Origin of the sequence: Ohtaekwangia kribbensis (assembly GCF_042676245.1) — a bacterium.
GTDB classification, from domain to species: Bacteria; Bacteroidota; Bacteroidia; order Cytophagales; family Cyclobacteriaceae; genus Ohtaekwangia; species Ohtaekwangia kribbensis.
In genome coordinates this window covers 398,859-419,774 of record NZ_JBHTKA010000001.1, presented here as the reverse complement: position 1 = coordinate 419,774, position 20,916 = coordinate 398,859, and the positions used below count along the sequence as shown (strand labels likewise).

Sequence of the window (20,916 nt, the reverse complement as noted above, 5' to 3'; positions counted from 1 at the left end):
ATTCGCCCGCTTGCTATAATGAATGACTTTGGCAATCATACTATATATATACTCATTTTCTGTTTGTGCACTACTGATTAAAGAAAAGAGGATACACAAAGACAAACTTCATGTATCCCCCGAAAGCGTTTGACAAAGCGCAGATATTAATCAGCATTCATCTTGCCGGAAACGCGCGCAGCGTATGCAGCAAGTTTACCAACTTCCTGATCGATCATCCACAGACCAACACCTTCTTCACCAATGATGTCAAAAATCTCAACGGCTCTGCGGGCAAGTGTTTCTTCTTCACGTTGCTCGTTAACGTACCATTGCAGGAAGTTAAACGTTGCAAAGTCTTTGATCTGTAGGCACTGATCAACAATGTTGTTGATCGATTTGGTTACTTCGATCTCGTGGTGAAGCACCGATTCGAAAACTTCACGAAGAGAATTGAATGAATGTTTTATCCCCGAGATCTCAGGTTGCAATGCATGGCCACCGGCAGCATTTACATAGCGGAAAAGTTTCAGCATGTGCTGACGTTCTTCTTCAGAGTGTTTGTACAGAAACTCGGCAGAAATTTCAAACCCCTGAGTATCGCACCATGATGCCATGGAAAGATACGCTGCAGAAGATTTACCTTCCATCACGATCTGCTGGTTCAATAAGGCTTCAATCTCTGTGGTGATTGACCGGGCAGGAGTATACGACTGTTTTTTCATAAATCTTGAAATGCTTTAATGAGTTGTAAAGACAGCAAATGTACATGGATTGAAATAAAGGTAATCACGATACCTGCCAAAGGGTATAAATTATACCGCCTCCAGGCTAATTTAAATCTGGTCTAGTTATCCCGTAACGCTATTGAAAAGAAATACCTTGAAATGGGGTTGTAACTTTTAATGGTTCTTGACTTGTATAGCATTGGTGCTTACTTTTGTTTGGAATTAGTCTAAATAATTGGCGAGTTTTTCCGCTTGATTATCAGGATTTTGAATGAATAATGACTGCACCGATTAGAATTTTATTAGCGGATAAACAGCCTCTGACCTCGGCAGGACTCGTCCATTTCCTGTCGTCACGGCAAGATGCTACCATCCTGGATGAAGTCTCTGAACGTGAGCATCTTGAGCAAATGCTGAATCGGCATAAGCCCGATTTGCTCATCACAGATTACAACCTGCAAGGGTATATCACGAAGGATGATCTTCGTTCTGTGAAGGAAATTTCTCCGGCCACCAATGTCCTCGTCATCTCTGCTGATAATAACAAAGGAAGCATACTTGATGTACTGCAACTGGGTATAAAAGGGTATCTCACGAAAGAATGTAGCCGTGAAGAAATCATGATGGCGATTCAATCCACGGCACGCGGCGAGAAGTTTTACTGCCATAAGATTCTCGACATCATCATGGAGAAGCATTTCAATCCGGAGCCGGAAAACTTTGATGCTGCCGTACTTACATCGCGTGAAACAGAGATACTCACACTGATCGCACAAGGTAAATCCACCCAGGTTATCGCAGACGATCTTCATCTAAGTCCGCATACGGTGCAGACCCACCGAAAGAGTATCATTCGCAAACTCAACATCAAATCACCAACCGAGTTTGTTATCTACGCCATCGACTTCGGCCTTATCAAACCCAAGTAGATATCCGTTATCACTTCAAGATTTTTATACTATAAAGTGTGGTATACCTACGTGCTATATACCGCCATACAGCTATAGCTATACTATCTCGCGGCTGGCACCTCACAGACAGCAGCTATTGAACCTACCCGCTAAAAGGTAGTACGAGTCTAACCTGTACTACATCGCTATATAGTCTTATCTAGGTATAAAAAAAATGCCGGCTAGAGGTGATTGACGTACGATGATCGTTCGCTCTACTTTTGTTTAGAATTAATCTAAACAACAAATGAAACGATTTCCTATTCTTCTCTTATTTATATGTATACTTTCCTATACTAATATAGTATATGCGCAACGCATCATCACCGCAGGAAGCGCACTGACGGAAACAGTATGTGCACTCGGTGATTGTGATAAAATTATAGCATCGGACCGTACAAGCCTGTATCCGGCACACATTCAGCAATTGCCTTCGATTGGTTATCGCGGGGGTATAAATGCAGAAGGAATTCTGAGTCTGAAACCAACCCTTGTTATAGCCGAGAAAGATTATGTAGAAGATGCCGTGCTGCAGCAGCTCACAGCCAGTGGTATAAAGCTGGTGATCATTGATCGTAAATATACTTTTAACGATACAAAGAAATTCATTGTACAGATAGCCACTGCATTGAATCGAGATGCTGAAGGAAAAAAGCTGATTGCCAAAATTGACGGTGAACTTGCCGAGGCGAATGACATGCTTAAAAAGACAACCTCTGCACCGAAAGTATTGAGTATATATAACAGAGGTACATCCACCATAAGCGTAGCCGGTAAAAATACATTCGGAGAAATTCTATCGTATGCCGGTGCTACCAGCGCGGTGAGTAATGTAGAAGGATACAAGCCACTAAACACCGAAGCATTGATTGCGGCAAACCCTGATTATCTGTTAATGGTGTCGATGGGACTTGAAAGTCTTGGTGGTATAGATGGCGCTTTAAAAATTCCGGGTGTAGCACAGACTACTGCGGGGAAGAAAAAGCAAATCGTTTCCATCGAGAGTTTGAAGCTTACCAACTTCGGTCCTCGTTTTGGCGAGGCGGTAAAGGAGCTTGTCCTATTGATACATCCTGAACTCCGCGCGAAATAAATCAGCATGAATCTGGCGCTTTCCATACGGGAATATCGTACTGCTATAATTCTTACTGCACTGGGCATCGGTTTGGTAATAGCCATATTGCTTTCGCTAACCATTGGTGCCGTGTCTGTTCCCGTAGCAGATGTAGCCATCATTATACTACAGAAGGCCGGCTTGTTTCAAAATATAGCGGTTGACAGTATGCATGAAGTAGTACTGTCTACGATACGTATACCGCGCATTGTCATGACGATACTGATCGGTGCTGCGCTCGGTGTAAGCGGTGCTTCTTTGCAGGGCCTGTTCAGAAACCCATTGGTAGAACCAAGTTTGACTGGTGTGTCCGGTGGTTCTGCTGCAGCTGTAGTGATAATGATCGTATTTGGTGGTTTTGTTATACAGGCCGATGGCTGGATGTATACTATACTCTTGCCGGTGCTGGCATTTGCCGGTGGCATAACGGCTACATTTACTGTATTACGGTTGAGCAACCAAACCGGTCGCACCAATATAGCGGTGCTGGTATTAACAGGCGTTGCCATCAATGCACTGGCCGGTGCTATTATAGGACTCGCTATATTTTACGCAGACGAAAATCAATTAAGAACTTTCACTTTCTGGACCTTGGGCGACCTGGGTGGCGCAACGTGGGACAAACTCATGATTGCGTCACCTTTACTGATTCTGTCTTCGGCCGGATTGATATTTTTCTCACCAACACTCAATGCCCTTGCACTCGGTGAAGCCGAAGCCTACCATGTAGGTGTAGATGTAGAGTATACCAAGCGCGTGGTTATATTCCTTTCCGCATTGGCAGTAGGAGTGAGTGTATCGCTGTCGGGTATGATTGGATTTATAGGTTTGATCGTTCCGCATGTTATACGTGTGTCCTTCTATGCAGATAACAGACTTGTATTACCCGGTTCTGTTATCGGAGGTGCATTGCTATTGGTGTTGTCCGATATCGTGGCGCGCACGGTGGTGAGTCCTTCTGAACTTCCTATCGGTGTTGTAACCGCGCTGATCGGTGCTCCCTTTTTCATCGGATTACTAATGAATGCCAAACGCAAAAACGAATTGTAATGTACCAGGCGAGTAATATATCCTTTCGGGTTCGCGATAAAATTATTCTGCGCGATATCAATCTGAGTATTGAGCCCGGTGCATTTACAGCGATTGTGGGGCCGAACGGTGCCGGTAAAAGTACGCTGCTCAAAGTAATGGCACACGAGCATACGGAGTATCATGGTGACGTAACGATCAACGGTAAGGCTGCACGCAATTATAGTCCCAAGGAGTTAGCATGGGTACGCGCGGTGTTGCCACAGACCACCACGGTGCAATTTACTTTTACGGTAGAGCAGATCGTAATGCTCGGCAGACATGGTCATAAAGCTACGCAGAAAGAAAATGCCGCGATACTCGATGAAGTGATGTCGCTTACGGGCATCGATCATTTTCGTGGACGCAATTACCTGACGCTATCCGGAGGCGAGAAGCAACGTGTACAACTGGCCCGCGTACTGGCGCAGGTATGGGAAGAAACAGTATATCCACGCTATATATTACTGGACGAACCTACCAGCAGTCTCGACATAGCGCAGCAGCAACTCATCTTTAGCCTGGCCAAGCAGGTATGTGAACGTAACATCGGTGTGATGGCTATCATTCATGATCTGAACCAGGCTGTACAGTTTGCTGATCATCTATACTTTTTACGCGGTGGTAAAATAGTAGCCTCGGGAGAAGCGCAGCAGGTATTTACCAAATCAAACATTGAAGAAACATTCTGTTGCCGGGTAAATGTATACCACGATCCCTGCAACAACTGTCCTTATATAATTCCGGAGCGAACGATGCAGCAACCTCTGAGCATCAGTTCGAAACGATAGTCAAGTGAAACTATATACCTATAAATATACCATATAAACATCTATAAAATGAGCACGATAGTAGAAAGCAAATCGTCATCCTTACGCGAAGCCTGGAGAGGCATTCAAACTGCCAAGCCTGGCATCAGAATACGCGAAGCTGCCCGCGACCTTGGAGCAAGTGAAGCGGAGTTACTGGCTACAAGGATCGGAGAGGGCGTAGTACGGTTACAAGGGCCCTGGACGGAATTGCTGAAGAGTTTCAAAACGCTTGGTAAAGTAATGTCGCTTACACGCAATGATGCCTGCATACTGGAACACAAAGGTCCTTTTCAGGACGTGGATGTAAAAGGAGAAGGTGCACGGGCTATGGCAACAGTGATTGGTCCCGTTGAGACACGCGTATTTTTCAGCGCCTGGAGTTTTGCATTTGCTGTTACTGAAGAGAAATCAGATCGCACACTCAAGAGTATACAAGTATTTGATAAGGCCGGTGAAGCTGTAACAAAGATATACCTGCAGGAGAAAAGTGATGAAGCAGCTTATGAGAAACTCGTGGAAAAATTCCGCGCTGCAGATCAAAGCGCAGAGCTTGAAGTAGAGCCGTACGCGACAGAGGAATTGAACGGTCCGGAAGATCGTGCTGCTTTTCTGCAGGAGTGGAGTGAATTGAAAGATACGCATGACTTCTTCGGCATGCTGCGCAGACATAAAGTACATCGCTATCATGCCTTGGAACTGGCGACCGGTAAATATACCTACCAGGTAGATGCCAAGCTTACACCGAAGCAGATATTAGACCGTGCATCAGCTACAAAATTACCGATCATGATCTTCGCAGGTAATCGTGGTAATCTTCAGATACACCAGGGCAAAGTAAGAACGATCCGTGTACTCGAACGCGGTCATGCAGGACCAGAGCAATGGTTAAATGTACTTGATCCTGATTTCAACATGCACATGCGTATGGATGTTGTACACACTGCATGGGTTGTACAGAAACCTACAACGGAGGGGCTGGTGACTTCGGTTGAGCTTTTCGATAAGGGCAAGAACATGATCGCACAATTCTTCGGACTGAGAAAACCCGGTATTCCAGAAAGAGAAGAATGGAGAGAAGTCGTGAAGAATCTTCAGGCGCTTTAAAAATGAAAACTGTCTATATACTTCGGAACGTTCTGCTATATATCGGCAGACACTGCGGCTGCAATCCTGTCGCTATAGCAACCGGTATCATGCTGATGGCCGGTATACATGCACAGGCGCAGGACTCCCTTACCATCAAGCAACTGGCGGAGATCGTAGTAACCGCTACGCGCAGTGAACGTGCGCTCGCAGAGTTGCCGGTTCCTGTAATCGTAATTCAGCAGAAGCAGATTGCCAGCATGGGATCGCTTCGTCTGAACGATGTACTGGGCGAACAAACCGGTCTCGCAATAACAAGTGATCATGGTACCGGAGTGCAGATGCAGGGCTTTACACCTGAATATACTTTGATACTGGTGGATGGAGAGCCGCTGATCGGTCGTACGTCTGGTACGCTCGAGTTGAACCGCATTGCCGTGGGCAACATCAAGCAGGTAGAGATCATGAAAGGTCCGAGCTCAAGCTTGTATGGATCAGAAGCGCTGGCCGGTGTGATCAATATCATTACAGATCGTCCGAATGGTGTGAACGGTACATTAACGTCACGCTATGGAACAAATGAGACATCGGATTTTTCTGCAACGCTGAACTATCAGAAGAACAAATTCGGACTCTATGCATTCCTGGATCGCTATAGCACCGATGGCTATGATCTGTCTCCCGATACAGAAGGTAAAACGGTAAGTCCGTTCACGAACTATACCTATCAGTCGCGCCTCACATACGACTTCAGTGATCGCATGAAATTCTCCGTGTCGGGGAGATACTTTACCGAAACACAGAAGAGTGTTACGGATATCGGTACAACCGATGCCCCCGTATTGCTCAACGGACGCGGTGACGTGGAGGACTGGAATGTAAACCCGGTGCTGAGCTATAGCTTTTCGCAAAAGTTCAAAACTACATTCAGACTATACGGATCGAAATATAGCACTACATCTCTGATGACTTACCAGGGCGATGGCTCCACGTATGATGATACATACTTTGATCAGACATTTACTCGCCCGGAGATACAAACGGAGTATTTTCTGAGCGCTAAAAATATAATCACACTCGGAGCAGGAAGAATCTGGGAAAGTGTGGAAGCTACGCGGTACGATGATAAGATGAAGTACCAGACTAACTATGCGTATGCACAGTACGAATGGCAACCGCTGTCCAAACTCAACCTGTTGATTGGCGGCCGTTACGATGATCATAGTGCATATGGTTCTCAATTCAGTCCTAAACTTTCAGCACAGTATGATGTAAACTCGTGGCTGGCTGTACGTGGTTCGTTTGGCGTAGGCTTTAAGGCTCCCGACTTTCGCCAGCTATACCTGAACTTTACAAACGCAACGGTTGGCTATACGGTGCTCGGTTCCAATGAGCTGGCTGCAGGTATAGCACGACTTCAGTCGGAAGGGCAGATAGATGAGATCCTGGTAGATCCGTCTTCTTTCGGTGAGATCAAGGCCGAGACATCCCGAGCCTATAATATAGGTCTGAAGCTTCAGCCGTTCAAACGCTCCTTCTTGAACATTAATGTTTTCAGAAATGATGTGAAAGACCTGATTGATACCAAGCCGGTAGCACGTAAAGTGAACCAGCAGTATGTATATAGCTATTACAATATAGCGAAGGTGTTTACGCAAGGTGTTGAAGCAGAAGCCACACACATGCTTACCAACCAGATCAGTCTTTCATTAGGATACCAGCTTTTGATTGCAAAAGATAAAGCGGTGATCGAGCAGCTGAAAGCAGGGGAGATCTATGCGCGCGATCCTAAAACCAACATCACCAGAAGAGTAAAAGAAAGTGAGTATGGCGGTTTGTTCAATCGCTCACGCCACATGCTGAACGCGAAGGTGTTTTATGAAAATGCAGCAAACGGTTGGACCGCCAGTGCACGCGCTATATATCGCGGCCGCTATGGTTTCTCCGATGCGAATAACAACGTCATACTCGATGATGACAGCGAGTATGTCGATGGTTATGTAGTATGCAACGTATCAGCCGGTAAAACATTTATGAATGTTCTGAAGGCACAAGTTGGTTGCGATAACCTGTTCGATTATACCAACAACCAATATATACCATCCTTGCCGGGCCGGTTGTTATGGGCCAGTGTGTCTGTAACGCTCACGGGAAAAACAAATCAGAAAATTAATTGATCAATAAATAATAATTACATGTTAAACATAAACCCAATAGTAAAAATGAAATACGTATTGAATGTAAAAGTTGCGCTTCTTCTCTTCGCTTTTGTAGCCGTAGTAGGATGTGATGATGACGATGAGAAAGAAACGGTGACACTTGAAGCCACAACGACATCAGACCTCGATGCTGTAAGCACCTCAAAGTATACTTTGTTCAGCTTTAAGAATAATGCTGTAGTTGCTAACTCCGACAGCGCTACTGCTAACTGGGATATAGCATTCCGTGGTACAACCATTATTCTGAACAGCGGTGTAAGCGGTCCTGGTACAGCAGCCGGTCAAACCGTGTCTGGTATATTTGATGAACTGGCAGAAGCGCCTGCATCGGGCTATGCGTCAGATTCAGAAAGTGCAAAGGCTATCGTGGGCAGTGGCGGATGGTATACCTATACCGGAACAACAGCGACTCCCAACCACGCTATACTTCCGATCGCAGGTAAAATTCTGGTGATCAAAACAGCTGATAACAAGTATGTGAAGCTGGAGATCATCAGTTACTACAAAGGAAACCCGGATACAACGACTGCTACTTTTGCAGATCTGGCCACACGTCCTGCTTCCCGTTACTATACCTTCCGCTTTATCTACCAGCCGGATGGCACCACTAACTTCGCGACTACCCAGAAATAGGTATATATAGTTAGACTAAAAAGAAGACCCTCTTAATAAATAGTTATAGTAATCAATATAAATATGTAATGATGCACCAAAGATCAAACCTGGAAATAATCGCAGAGTCACTCAACGGTTATGTGAGTCGCTGTCTGTGTTGTCATGAATATAATATTGGCTATAAAAATGTGTTACTCGTTTTTGATGAAGATGCCATGGTGCGCTTTTTCGAATGGGTGATCGCCAATCGTCAGTCGCTTGATAATTTTCATCCGCTGCCGCATGGTCGCAACCGGATATTCTCGAGTCCGCACAGCAACCTCTTCCTCGTGTATAGTGATGAAGAGATTGAAGATCTTGCCGACCTGTTCGCGGAAGTACAGATCGTACTTGAAGCACGAAGGCTGGTGAATTGTGATAAAGGCAATACGGAAGCGGCTGATCAGGCTTGTGGGTTTGATTGTTGAGTCAACGTTGACCGTTAATCGTTGTCTGGAGTCGTGTTCGTTTGGTTGGGTGTTATGAAAATTGGTTAGGTGTATAAGATTTAGTGTGCTTGTGCCGTTCTGTGGGCGGGTCGTTAGTATGGATTTAATAATTTGATTTTCAATTGTTTGAATTTTTTTAGACTTGTGAAGGGGATGTATATATACCCTCTATAGGGTATATCATTCGCTTCTCAAGGCGATTGCAGGAGGCTTAAAACAGACGTTATTTTGAATTTAAAATGATTCTAAATAATTAGTTTAAGTCTGTATTTTAATGAGCATTCAGTATTCAGTTTTGAGAAGGTTTTTGACCATCGCTTTCGTTGGAATTTCCCTTTTGACTTTCGCGCAGCAGCAACATGGAACGGTTAGTGGAGCGATTACTACTTCGGATGGAAAGCCGGCCGAGTTTGTAAACGTAGTTCTGAAAGGAACAAACAAAGCTACCAACACCGATTCGGGTGGTAAGTTTGAATTTAAGAGAGTTACTCCCGGCAGCTATCAGTTGCTGGTGAGCTTTATAGGTTTCGATCCGAAAGAACAAACTATAGAAGTAAGTGCCGGTCAAAATACTCCGGTGCAATTCTCATTGAGTGAGACATCGGAGCAGCTTCAGGAAATTGAAGTACGCGGTGAACGACTGAATAAATTTTCCAGAACCGAAAGTGCATACGTATCGAAGATGCCTTTGAAAAATCTGGAGAATCCGCAGGTATATACAACCATCACACGTGAGTTGATGGCAGACCAAATGGTGTTCTCGGTAGACGATGCTATCAAGAATGCTCCTGGCATGACAAAAGTGTGGGATGCTACCGGAAGAAGTGGTGATGGCGGAAGTTACTATAACATCCGCGGCTTCCTTGTTCAGAGTCAATTAAGAAATGGTATAGCAGGAAATGTGTCGAGTAAAATTGATGCGGTAAACCTGGAGAGAATTGAAGTGATCAAAGGTCCTTCGGCTACGTTATTTGGTAATGCATTGACATCCTATGGAGGATTGATCAACCGCGTAACCAAGAAACCATACGCAGGCAAAGGTGGTGAAGTAACGTATGGTACCGGCAGCTTCGGCTTCAATCGTATCAGCGCTGATTTCAATACACCGCTTGATGAAGAAGAAAATGTACTGTTCCGTTTAAACACTGCGTATAGTTACGAAGGCAGCTTTCAGGATAACGGTTTTACCAAGAGCTTCGCGTTCGCTCCGAGCTTATCGTATCGTGTAGATGACAGACTATCCTTTAACCTGGATGCAGAATTCTATACCGGTCAGAATACAGGCTTGTCGGTATACTTCTTCCCGTGGGGACAAACTATCGCTTCGATGGGCGTTGATCGTGCCGATGAGTTAAGCGTTGACTACAAGCGTTCTTACGCAAATGAAGATCTATACCAGACGTCACGGAATATAAACTTCTTTGGACAGATGGACTATAAGATATCCGAGTCATGGCGATCACAAACCAACCTGACGGTAACCAATAGTTACTCCGATGGTCCTTCGCCTTATTTCTACCTGTTGGCCAATTCAACAGTAACGGGTGATCCGAATGATATCGGTACAGACTATATATCGCGTAACGATCAGTTCACCGACAACAGCACCGATAAGGTATTTGAAATGCAGCAAAACTTCATTGGTGAGTTTACCATTGGCGATATGAAAAACCGCCTGGTGGCTGGTCTTGATTTCTTTTATAAAAACTCTGATCAATATTTCTCAGGCGGTACATACGATACCGTGAATGTGACGCAGCCTATATTGAACTACCGAAACTTCAACAGAACTTCGATGGATGCTATCTATATTAATGGTGGCTTCAGCTTTGTATATCCGGCAATTTACAAGACCTATACATACAGTGCCTTTGTATCGGATGTACTTAATATCACTGATCGCCTTATGGTATTGGCGGCTTTGCGTGTTGATCGTTTCGATAACAAAGGAAACCTGAATGAGACAACAGGCGATATCATTGACGGAACTGCTTATGACCAAACAGCATTAGCGCCTAAGTTTGGTGTTGTCTTTCAACCGGTAAAAGATAAAGTATCATTGTTTGCCAACTATCAGAACGGGTTTACCAATAAAACAGGAACTGATTTCAATGGCAAGGCATTTACACCCGAGCGTGCCAATCAAATTGAAGGTGGTGTGAAAGTAGATTTGTTGGGAGGAAAATTAACGGGTACGGTGAGCTATTACGACATCGAGGTTGTAAACCTGGTGCGTTCAGATCCACAGCATCCTAACTTCTCAATACAAGACGGAACGCAAGTAAGCAATGGCGTTGAGACAGAACTGGTAGCCAGTCCGTTGCAAGGTCTTAACCTGATAGCCGGTTTCGCTTATAATCATTCTGAGTTTACCAAGTCAGATGAAGATGTAGCAGGTCGCAGACCCGCCACAGCAGGAGCTCCGTATGTTGCAAACTTCTGGGCAAGCTATACTTTACAGAAAGGAGCCGTAAAAGGATTAGGCTTTGGCTTCGGAGGTAATTACGCCAGCGATAACAAAGTGGTTAATAGCGCCAGCATCGGAGTGTTTACATTACCTTCGTATACTGTATTGAATGCATCTGTATTCTACGATCATACGAAGTTTCGCGTAGGTTTGAAGGTTGATAACCTGACAGACGAGCATTACTGGATTGGATACTCGACCGTGAATCCGCAGAAACTGAGAAGTGTTACAGGAAGCATAACCTATAGATTTTAATTCATGACTTTAAAGAAAGTTATAGGAAAAATTCACCTCTGGCTCGGGCTTTCATCCGGACTGATCGTTTTTATCATTGCTATTACCGGGTGCATCTATGCTTTTCAGGCCGAGATACAGGATGCCACGCAACCGTATCGTTTTGTGGAAGCACAGAACAAGCCGGTGTTGCCTCCGTCTCAACTGAAAGCTATTGCCGAGAAAGAACTGCCGGGTAGAAAGATACACGCTGTACTTTATGCCAAGCCGGGCAAAGCTGCGCAGGTCATCTTCTATAACTTCGAACCAGAGTATTATTACCTGGTATATATGAATCCCTATACCGGTGAGGTGCTGCAGGTACGCGATGAGAATGCCGGGTTCTTCCGATTCATCTTGTTAGGACACTTCTATCTGTGGCTTCCGTATGAAATTGGTCAGCCGGTAGTAGCGTCAGCAACGCTTGTGTTCCTGGTGATGTTGATTTCCGGAATTATACTTTGGTGGCCTAAGAATAAAGCAGCGGCTAAACAGCGCTTCAGTATCAAATGGAGTGCCCGCTGGAGAAGAAAGAACTATGACCTTCATAATGTACTCGGCTTCTATGCCACCTGGATTGCAATCATCCTGGTGGTAACGGGTTTGGTATGGGGCTTCCAGTGGTTTGCCACGGGACTATATACCATAGCCGGTGGAGAAAAATCGCTGATGTATGTTGACCCGGCTTCGGATACAACGCACAGGGTACTGGCCAGCGCTCCGGTTATTGACCAGGTATGGGACAAGATAAAAATCGAACATCCTGTCGCTGAAGTTGTAGAGGTACACATACCGGAAACATCAGCATCTTCCATCGCGGTGACGATCAACTCGGATGAGAATACGTATTGGAAAACGGACTATCGCTACTTCGATCAATACTCATTAAAAGAACTTTCGGTTGATCATGTTTATGGTCGCTTCGGGAAATCTTCGGTTGCCGATAAACTTATCCGCATGAATTATGATATACATGTGGGAGCGATCTTTGGTATTGCCGGAAAGATATTGATGTTCTGCATCAGTCTCATTTGTGCGAGTCTGCCCGTTACCGGGTGCTACATCTGGTGGGGCAGAAGAAAGAAAAAGGCCGATGAACTTGAAGATGATGTTGTGCCCGTTGCAACACCTGTAAAGACAACGCAGACATTTTCACGCCCGGTTATCAGACCCGTGAATCGCGGTGCTGATATAGAAGTATAAAATTGTTAAAAGGATAAATGAGATAAGGGGAGCTTCACGGCTCCTTTTATTTTAATACCGTTGTTCGCGTTGACGTAAGAAACATCCTTTGAGGATGTAAGAAGTTTGTACGGAGTTTCCCAAACTGCAATTTTTTTAGTTGGTTTTGTCTCCTTTTGGGCAAGATGATAACGCTTCTGTTGGTGCAGATTTTTTGCAGAGGCCTGATCCGAAGAAGTTGATAAGAAAAAATCCTGTCAGCAGGGTCTGCTATGCAACAATGGTATCAAATGAAATGCCGCATGGTATACACATTTGGACAAGGATTGTGCATAGCATTTCTGATGCGTAAGATATTGTCTGATTTTTAACATTTGTAAAACTGGCTGACTTCTTGCAAGAACTGGCTGATGTACCAGAAAACGTTAAAATTCAAACATTTTATCCTATGGACGAGCATATTTTTGCATGCTTATCAAAGAAACAGTATAATTACCGAAGCATGAAGAGATCTTTAGTCATTTTGCTTTTCCTACTGATTCAGATAGCTGGCTATTCCCAGACGCATAAGTTCCAATCAGTCTTTATCTACAGCTTTACACGTTATATACAATGGCCCGATGCCTACAATCAGGGGGACTTTGAGATTCTTGTGCTGGGAGATACGCCTATTCTTGATGAGTTGAAGAACATGGCGCAAACCAAAAAGGTTAACGGAGATCGTACGATCAAAGTCACCAAAATTAATAACGTTAACGACATCAAGAAATGTAATATTCTATACGTCCCGTCAAATAAATCTTCACAAATCGACAATATACTGACCAAGGTAAACGCCTTGTCCATTCTTATTGTAACCGAAGAACCCGGCTTGGGTGTGAAGGGAAGCAACATCAATTTTATCGTGAAAGATGGTAAATTGGCGTTCGAATTAAATCAGGCAGCGATTACAAAGAAAAACTTAAGAATAAGCAATGAGTTGTCACGTCTGGCAATCATGATCTAATACCTACCTATGGAAGAAAAAGAAAAAAGCAGATTTCGCTTTCGGTTGACCATCGGGAATAAAATACTCGGTGGTTTTCTCATTCTGATAGTATTGTTCATTGTTAACGGTACTATTATTTTTTGGAAAGGAAACGAGATTAACAATGTAGTTAACAGCTCGAGTGAAGTCTATCGTCCTTCGCAGGATGCTATCAAAGAATTCATTCTGCTGGTAACGCGATCCAAAATGTTGGTTACCAACTGGGTTTACCTGCAAACCAACCAGGAAGACAAGAACGCATTGCGCCAGCTGCAAGACTATGATTATCCTGCGTTGCGTGATCGCATCACGAAACTGATGCCGACCTGGGAAAGCGACAGCCAGCGTGCCTGGATGGATACGGTGTTCATGAAGTTTGATACACTGGTTAACGAAGTGCAGAAGAAGTCAGTAATGGCCAACCTCCAGTCGTTCGAGAACTACGAAGATCCATTGACCAAGCTGCTCGCAGAAGATGCTGTGGAGAGCCAGGTTATACCACGTACAACCGATCTTATCAACCGACTCAATCGTATAGCTGCAAAGCAGGTTGATGTTACAAAGAGATCAGATCAGGAGATCAAGGATTCCATATCAAGTCTGCAAACCTATACATTGGTATTAGGATCAACCATTATCCTGATCGGATTGTTGAGCGCCTTGTTCCTTCGCAGAAGCATTACACGTCCGGTTAACTTTCTCAAGAATGTCGTTATCAAACTTGGTAAAGGTGAACTGGTGGAAGAGAAGCGAACCTCCTTCAGCAATGATGAGATCGGAGAGATGGCCGTTGCTATGGATAGCCTCGTTACAGGTCTGAAGTCAACCAGCTTGTTCGCAGAGAATATCGGTAGCGGTAATTATCAAACCGACTTCAAGCCACTCAGTGAACACGATGTGTTGGGTAATGCGCTGATAAACATGCGTAACAACCTGCAAAAGGTTTCGGAAGATGATAAGAAACGTAACTGGGCTACAGAAGGTCTTGCTAAATTCGCGGAGATACTCCGTACGAACAACACCGATCTGGGTAAACTTGCGGATGAGATCATCGGTAACCTGGTGAAGTACCTGAAAGCAAACCAGGGTGCGCTATATATAATTGATGATGTTGCTGCTGACGAAGAAGCAACCATGTCGATGAAGGCGTGCTATGCATGGGATAAAAAGAAATTCCTCAATCATAAGATATACAGAGGCGAAGGTCTTGCCGGCCAGGCATGGCAGGAAGGCGACACCGTATACCTGACGGAAGTGCCACAGAACTACGTGCGCATCGTTTCGGGGCTGGGTGATGCCAACCCTACCAGCGTATTGATAGTGCCGCTAAAAGTAAACGAGCAGATCTTTGGTGTGGTTGAAATTGCCTCTTTCACCGAGTTCCGTGATTTCGAAATCGAGTTTGTACAGAAGATTGCCGAGAGCATTGCGTCTACAATTTCTTCTGTGAAGATCAACGCCCGTACACAACGTCTGTTGGAGGAATCACAAGAGATGACCGAGCAGATGCGTGCACAGGAAGAAGAAATGCGTCAGAACATGGAAGAGCTTCAGGCTACACAGGAAGAAATGCAGCGTAGCCAGGCTGAAACTGAAAGCACATTGAATGCAATACACAGTTCAATGGCTGTTTCCGAGTACAGCAACGATGGATCGATTGTGAAGGTAAACAGTAACTTCCTCGAGATATTCGGTTATACACAGGATGAAGTGGTAGGAGAGCACCACAGGATTCTGGCGACCAAAGAAGAAAAGAACAGCGAAGAATACCGCCAGTTCTGGAAAGATCTGTCAGCAGGATATCCGAAGAAAGGAACCTACAAGCGCATCAACCGGAAAGGCGAAGTTATTACGATACGTTCGAGCTTCTCACCGATCAAGAGCCGTTCAGGCGAAGTGGTTAAAGTGATGGAGATCGCTTACGAGATTCGATAAGCCTAATCAAATGCAATAACTAACAAAAAAGGGAGCCGTAGGTTCCCTTTTTTAGTTATTAATATTTGGTGCCAGCGATAAAGTATAGATGTGCTATATAAGCAGGACTGAAGAATATAACTTAATAGAACGAAGTGATGCGCCTAATTGTATTTGGTTGTCTGAATATTTTATAAAATAATATACAGATACTATACGATGCATGAAGCTATATATAGGTATATATAAAAGCAAAAAAGCCCAGCGTCTCTGGGCTTTTTTGTTTTACCTAAACCTAAACCTATGAGAAGAATTACTCTACTCACTGTATACTAACGGGGCTATAGCGTTCAGGTTTCAATGCGTGAAAATATTTTCTAAGATTTTTTCAACTTGTGTTTAAACACTTTGCGAAACTTCTCAAGCTTCGGTTGAATCACATAAGAACAGTATGGAGCATTGCCATTCAGGTTATAGTAATTCTGATGATAATCTTCCGCTTTATAGAACTCAGTATAGGGACTTATCTCGGTAACAATCGGATTATCAAATGCACCTGATTTGTCAAGTTCCGCTTTATACTTTTCAGCCAGTTTTTTCTGCTCTTCATTGTGATAGAAAACTACTGAACGGTATTGTGTACCTTCATCAGCACCTTGCCTGTTCAGTGTAGTGGGATCGTGCGTTTTCCAGAATATCTCTAATAGTTCTTCAAATGATACTTTAGCAGTATCGTAATGTACCTGGATAACTTCAGCGTGCCCGGTGAGACCGCTACACACTTCTTTATAGGTAGGATTTTTTACTTTACCACCGGAATATCCCGATTCAACTTTTTCTACTCCTTCAACGTTTTGAAATACAGCTTCGGTGCACCAAAAGCATCCGGAGCCGAAGGTAGCAATTGCCAAACCTTCTCGCGCAGATTCATTTGCCATAGTTGTTGTTGATGTTGCTTGTTTACTTTTTTGTCCGCATGAACTGCCGGCAATCAGAAGTATAAATGCCAGCATACTTAAACCAAACTTCATGTGTAATGGGTTTATATCTGTACTAACCTAATTGCAGGTAAAATGGTTTAAGGCAGGTATACGATTTGTCAGCCAGCTAACATATCGAATATATTTAGCTGGCTGACAGTATATATATTAACAGAATTAAGCTGTTAATAATTCTGGTAGAAAGATCGGATGGAAGGTATAAGTTGATTGTAGATAGGCTTGGTAAACTCCAGGAACAGATCCTGTGCAACAGGAGGCTGCTGTTCGCGAAGTTTGCAGAGGGCGAGTTGCTGATCGGTTAACGCACGGTCATCTCCATTAAAGCGTGCCCACTGACTGACCCATACATACTCGCCATTGAACTTACGATGCGTGAGCACACCGTTAGTCTTACCATCCACGATAACCATGCTGAGTAAACCAGCCGATATAATTTCCTTGCGATAGGTGGTGAACTTGGCTTTTACAGTGTTGTATACCGGAACAACTTTACCATCTACTTTGGCTTCACCAACCTTTACACTGTCTTTGGTAAGGGTTTCTTCTTTTTCTTTTAACACCGAATTACCAACCGAAAAATCATCGAACTGAATACGCATGATATGGTCTGCATACGGTAAGTTAACCGACTTTGCTTCATCCGGAGTAAAGAACTTGATAAAGCTTTGCTCCGGATAATTGGTGTGGAGGAACTCTTCCACTTTATCCTGGAAGAAACCACCGCTCAGGTTATAGCGTGCCGGCACTGGTATCTGTTCAACCACTACTTTGAGTGTAGCTACATCTTTAGCCTTGTCCAGGTATTCAATCACATCTTTGTAGCCGGGTACATAACTCTGTGCATCTGCGAAATTATAGTAAGCACGTTTGGCATCGTTCCGGTTTCCTTTCATCAAGGCATCTATACCGGCATTATAGCTTTCTTCAGCAGCTTTCTCTTTCAGCGGACCAATCTCGGAGTAATAGTTGGCAGGTGTCTTAATAACCTTCATACAACCAGGGCATTGGCGGATGGCTTCATACATCTGGTTAATGGAATTGTACGATTGAATAGCGCTCTTCCAGCGGAACTGTGCGTTGGATGCGATATCGTTCTTGGCCTGCGTCTCAAAGAACTCTACAGCCAGTGGATACGCGTTCTTCAGCGTTTCCTGTGACTTGGAATGATCCGGATTCTGGCGCAGCCTGGTTACGGATTTCATTACGGCCTCATAGTAGTCGCCCCGCTCGTAAGCTTTTTTGCCTGAGCTGCAACCTGCAAAATGAAGAACTGCTGTAACAATGAGGGTCAGGGAGATAAGTAGACGTACAAACTTCATAGTTAACCGGGTAGAGATTATGCGTGCAAATTTAATCAGTTGACTCGGAAAAAGCCGGGAAAAAATAAATCAGGATGTCATCCGTAAGGTCGCGCCAGTTTCCCCACGAATGTCCCTGGTTAACTTCCTTAAAGCCGTACTGACAAGTGTTTCGGTTCAGGATGGCTGTCATTTTTTCCACGCCTTCCCGGGTATCATGAATAGTGCCAGTTGTCAGGAAAATCCTGACAGCAGGATTCGTGGCATTGTTGCACAAAGTATATATCTCCGGTTTGAACCAGAATGCGGGCGATTGGATCCCCGCCAATCCAAAAAGATCAGGTTTTGAAAAGGCAAAATAAGCAGCCGTAAGTCCACCCATCGAAGTGCCGAGGATACCGCGGTGTTTCGGATCATGTGAAACCGTGTATTGTTTCTCAACTTTTGGAATCAGTTCCGTAGTAACAAATGCACGGTATTGCTCGTTCATGGCCAGCTCTTGCATTCTGCGGTTGTTCGAACGGTTAACAGGTTCGCGATGATCGATAACACAACAACAATGGGTTTGATCTTTTTGGCCTCGATGAGATTGTCGAGTACTACCGGCATATTGCCCATCTGCTCGTGCAGGTATTCGTAGCCATCCGTTACATATAGCACCGGGTAATGTATGTTGGAAGCGCTGCTATAGCCTGGCGGAGTATAAACGCTGTAGGTTACCTGGTAGCCCAGCGCTGCACTATGCATAAGTACATCTTTTGCAATTTTGCCGTGCGGTATATTTTCGTTGAATTGTGTTATAGCTTCCGGTTTCCACGCGGGCATGCGCAGCTCTGAATTCGGACTGCCACCGCCAACGCCCGACCATTGCTGATGGGGATTGACCGGATCGAGCAACAGCGTAGTGCCATCCACTACAATCTTATAGTCAAGCCGTGCATCGGAGGGAAAGGAAGTTTTCAATAGCCACAGCGTTGTGCCGGGTATGCGCTTGCCCTGGTTGCTGAACTTACTGTCATAACCCCAGCCATTAAAATCCCCCGTCCACGCTACAGATTTCGCTTCTCCGCGATAGAGAAATGCCACGGAGTCACCTATGGCAAACGGTATTCGTTCGGTATCCACAAGTGTATTCCATTGCTTTTCAGCTTCAGCGGGAGAAGCGTAGAACGAGCGGACTGTCTTGGTGAATAATGTATAATCTTGCGCATAACAAGTACTACCTGCGACAAAGAGTATACTTAGCAGGATGTTTTTGGTCATGGCTATGCCTTTACAATATCATCGTTGTCTTCCACAAAGCGTACGCAGAAGGCTGCGATGAGCAGAAATATACCCGCCATCACAATACTATAAATAGCATGCGATCCGTAAATATACTTCACGATCGGCCCTCCGATAATACCATTGACAATCTGCGGAAGCGTAATGAAGAAGTTGAACACGCCCATATATATACCCATTTTATAAGGTGGGATAGAACCCGCCAATATAGCATACGGCATTGCCAGGATGCTGGCCCAGGCAAAGCCGACACCGATCATAGAGAAGATGAGTAAATCCGGATCGTGAATGAAATATATAGAGATCAACCCTATACCACCTGCGGTTAATGACAGGGCATGTGTGAGCTTTCGCCCGATCTTATACGCAATTGCCGGCAACAACAAAGCATAGAGTGCAGATACACCGTTGTAAGTTCCGAACAATACACCTACCCAGTTACCTGCGTTCTGATAGGTTTCGGAAGATGTATCCGTTACAGGTAAACCGTATACATGTGTAGCAACAGCCGATGTAGTGAACACCCACATGGAGAATAAAGCGAACCATGAAAAGAACTGCACAATGCCGAGTTGCTTCATGGCTTTCGGCATGCCCGTGAAGTCTGCCGCTATCTGACGCATTCCTTTATGAGCAGATTCTGCATGTTGCCCTTCATCCGGCGGATATTCCTTCGTACTAAAAACAGTCCAGAGTATAGCGGCAAGAAAAATGATAGCTCCGATGTAGAACGATAGCGTTACGTTATAGGGCACTTCACCAGCAGGTGCGGTCTTCTCCACACCAAAAAACTCTGCAAAAATATAGGGCAGCGTGGAGCCTAATATAGCACCTAGTCCAATCAGGAATGTTTGTATTGAAAATCCAAGTGTACGCTGATCGGAGGGTAGTAAATCGGCAACCAAAGCGCGAAACGGTTCCATCGCCACATTGAACGAGGCATCCATGATCATCAGTATACCGGCACCTACATATAGCGGGGGCAACAGATGCACCAGTATATCTGCGTTCGGCATAAAGATCAATGCCGTGGAGGCAAATATAGCACCCGCGAGAAAGTATGGACGCCTGCGACCAAGTGAAGTCCAAGTGCGGTCACTATAATAGCCAATGATGGGTTGAATGATCATACCCGTTAGCGGAGCTGCCAGCCAGAACCAGGAGAGGTGTTCGACATCGGCGCCAAAAATTCCAAGTATACGGGAAGCATTTCCATTCTGAAGCGCAAATCCGAATTGTATTCCGAAGAAACCGAAACTCATGTTCCAGATCTGCCAAAACGATAAGCGCGGTTTATGCAAAGATGCTGTACTCATTTACGGGTAGGTTAGTTCAATCGATTGTTGGTTGCTAAAGTCAATAAAATCTGACGCATTTGCCAGACTTTATTGACTTAAGAAGTACATGGAGGGAG

Annotated in this window: 18 protein-coding genes; 12 read left to right on the top strand and 6 right to left on the bottom strand. The window is 44.6% G+C overall.

All coding sequences use genetic code 11. From position 1 onward, the window contains the following. Positions 1–146: 146 nt before the first annotated feature. Positions 147–704 (bottom strand): ferritin, encoded by a 558-nt coding sequence (locus ACFQ21_RS01785; protein ID WP_377573962.1) that lies wholly within the window; start codon positions 702–704, stop codon positions 147–149. Between the two features lie 281 nt (positions 705–985). Here ACFQ21_RS01785 and ACFQ21_RS01780 point away from each other — a divergent pair, with 281 nt between their 5' ends. The 12 genes from ACFQ21_RS01780 (at position 986) to ACFQ21_RS01725 (ending at position 15,940) form a co-directional block, all read left to right on the top strand. After that, positions 986–1,636: a LuxR C-terminal-related transcriptional regulator gene (locus ACFQ21_RS01780; protein WP_377573959.1), complete on the top strand. Its 651-nt coding sequence runs from the start codon at positions 986–988 to the stop codon at positions 1,634–1,636. A gap of 268 nt (positions 1,637–1,904) precedes the next feature. Further along, positions 1,905–2,750 (top strand): heme/hemin ABC transporter substrate-binding protein, encoded by an 846-nt coding sequence (locus ACFQ21_RS01775; protein WP_377573957.1) that lies wholly within the window; start codon positions 1,905–1,907, stop codon positions 2,748–2,750. A gap of 6 nt (positions 2,751–2,756) precedes the next feature. Next, positions 2,757–3,821: a FecCD family ABC transporter permease gene (locus ACFQ21_RS01770; RefSeq protein ID WP_377573953.1), complete on the top strand. Its 1,065-nt coding sequence runs from the start codon at positions 2,757–2,759 to the stop codon at positions 3,819–3,821. After that, positions 3,821–4,630 carry a heme ABC transporter ATP-binding protein gene (locus ACFQ21_RS01765; RefSeq protein WP_377573950.1) on the top strand — a complete coding sequence of 270 codons (810 nt, stop codon included), beginning with the start codon at positions 3,821–3,823 and terminating at the stop codon, positions 4,628–4,630. Before ACFQ21_RS01770 ends, ACFQ21_RS01765 begins: the two co-directional genes overlap by 1 nt. A gap of 48 nt (positions 4,631–4,678) precedes the next feature. Further along, positions 4,679–5,755, top strand: a complete 1,077-nt coding sequence (locus ACFQ21_RS01760) for a hemin-degrading factor (protein ID WP_377573947.1) — start codon at positions 4,679–4,681, stop codon at positions 5,753–5,755. A gap of 2 nt (positions 5,756–5,757) precedes the next feature. Further along, entirely contained in the window at positions 5,758–7,911 is a 2,154-nt protein-coding gene (locus tag ACFQ21_RS01755; RefSeq protein ID WP_377573943.1) for a TonB-dependent receptor plug domain-containing protein, read from the top strand. Between the two features lie 45 nt (positions 7,912–7,956). Then, positions 7,957–8,586, top strand: coding sequence for an HmuY family protein (locus tag ACFQ21_RS01750; protein ID WP_377573940.1), 630 nt, complete (start codon positions 7,957–7,959; stop codon positions 8,584–8,586). A gap of 68 nt (positions 8,587–8,654) precedes the next feature. Continuing rightward, the gene (locus tag ACFQ21_RS01745; RefSeq protein WP_377573937.1) at positions 8,655–9,035 is read left to right on the top strand and encodes a DUF6686 family protein; all 381 of its coding nucleotides are present in this window, start codon (positions 8,655–8,657) and stop codon (positions 9,033–9,035) included. Positions 9,036–9,393: 358 nt separating this feature from the next. After that, positions 9,394–11,778: a TonB-dependent siderophore receptor gene (locus ACFQ21_RS01740; RefSeq protein WP_377573934.1), complete on the top strand. Its 2,385-nt coding sequence runs from the start codon at positions 9,394–9,396 to the stop codon at positions 11,776–11,778. A 3-nt stretch (positions 11,779–11,781) separates the two neighbouring features. Next, complete coding sequence (locus ACFQ21_RS01735) at positions 11,782–12,999, top strand: PepSY-associated TM helix domain-containing protein (protein ID WP_377573931.1); 1,218 nt, start codon at positions 11,782–11,784, stop codon at positions 12,997–12,999. A 373-nt stretch (positions 13,000–13,372) separates the two neighbouring features. After that, positions 13,373–13,984, top strand: coding sequence for a YfiR family protein (locus ACFQ21_RS01730; RefSeq protein WP_377573928.1), 612 nt, complete (start codon positions 13,373–13,375; stop codon positions 13,982–13,984). Between the two features lie 9 nt (positions 13,985–13,993). Beyond that, entirely contained in the window at positions 13,994–15,940 is a 1,947-nt protein-coding gene (locus tag ACFQ21_RS01725) for a GAF domain-containing protein (RefSeq protein WP_377573925.1), read from the top strand. 356 nt (positions 15,941–16,296) lie between these two features. Here the strand turns inward: ACFQ21_RS01725 and msrA are convergent, their stop codons facing one another. The 5 genes from msrA to ACFQ21_RS01700 all read right to left on the bottom strand — a co-directional run bounded on the left by msrA (position 16,297) and on the right by ACFQ21_RS01700 (position 20,818). Next, positions 16,297–16,950, bottom strand: a complete 654-nt coding sequence (gene msrA, locus ACFQ21_RS01720; RefSeq protein ID WP_377573923.1) for a peptide-methionine (S)-S-oxide reductase MsrA — start codon at positions 16,948–16,950, stop codon at positions 16,297–16,299. 134 nt (positions 16,951–17,084) lie between these two features. Next, on the bottom strand, positions 17,085–18,239 hold the full coding sequence (locus ACFQ21_RS01715) for a hypothetical protein (RefSeq protein ID WP_377573920.1): 1,155 nt from the start codon (positions 18,237–18,239) through the stop codon (positions 17,085–17,087). Positions 18,240–18,270: 31 nt separating this feature from the next. After that, positions 18,271–18,723 (bottom strand): alpha/beta hydrolase, encoded by a 453-nt coding sequence (locus ACFQ21_RS01710; RefSeq protein ID WP_377573917.1) that lies wholly within the window; start codon positions 18,721–18,723, stop codon positions 18,271–18,273. Continuing rightward, positions 18,705–19,481: an alpha/beta hydrolase gene (locus ACFQ21_RS01705; RefSeq protein ID WP_377573914.1), complete on the bottom strand. Its 777-nt coding sequence runs from the start codon at positions 19,479–19,481 to the stop codon at positions 18,705–18,707. Before ACFQ21_RS01705 ends, ACFQ21_RS01710 begins: the two co-directional genes overlap by 19 nt. 2 nt (positions 19,482–19,483) lie before the next feature. Then, the gene (locus tag ACFQ21_RS01700; protein WP_377573911.1) at positions 19,484–20,818 is read right to left on the bottom strand and encodes an MFS transporter; all 1,335 of its coding nucleotides are present in this window, start codon (positions 20,816–20,818) and stop codon (positions 19,484–19,486) included. Positions 20,819–20,916: the final 98 nt, after the last annotated feature.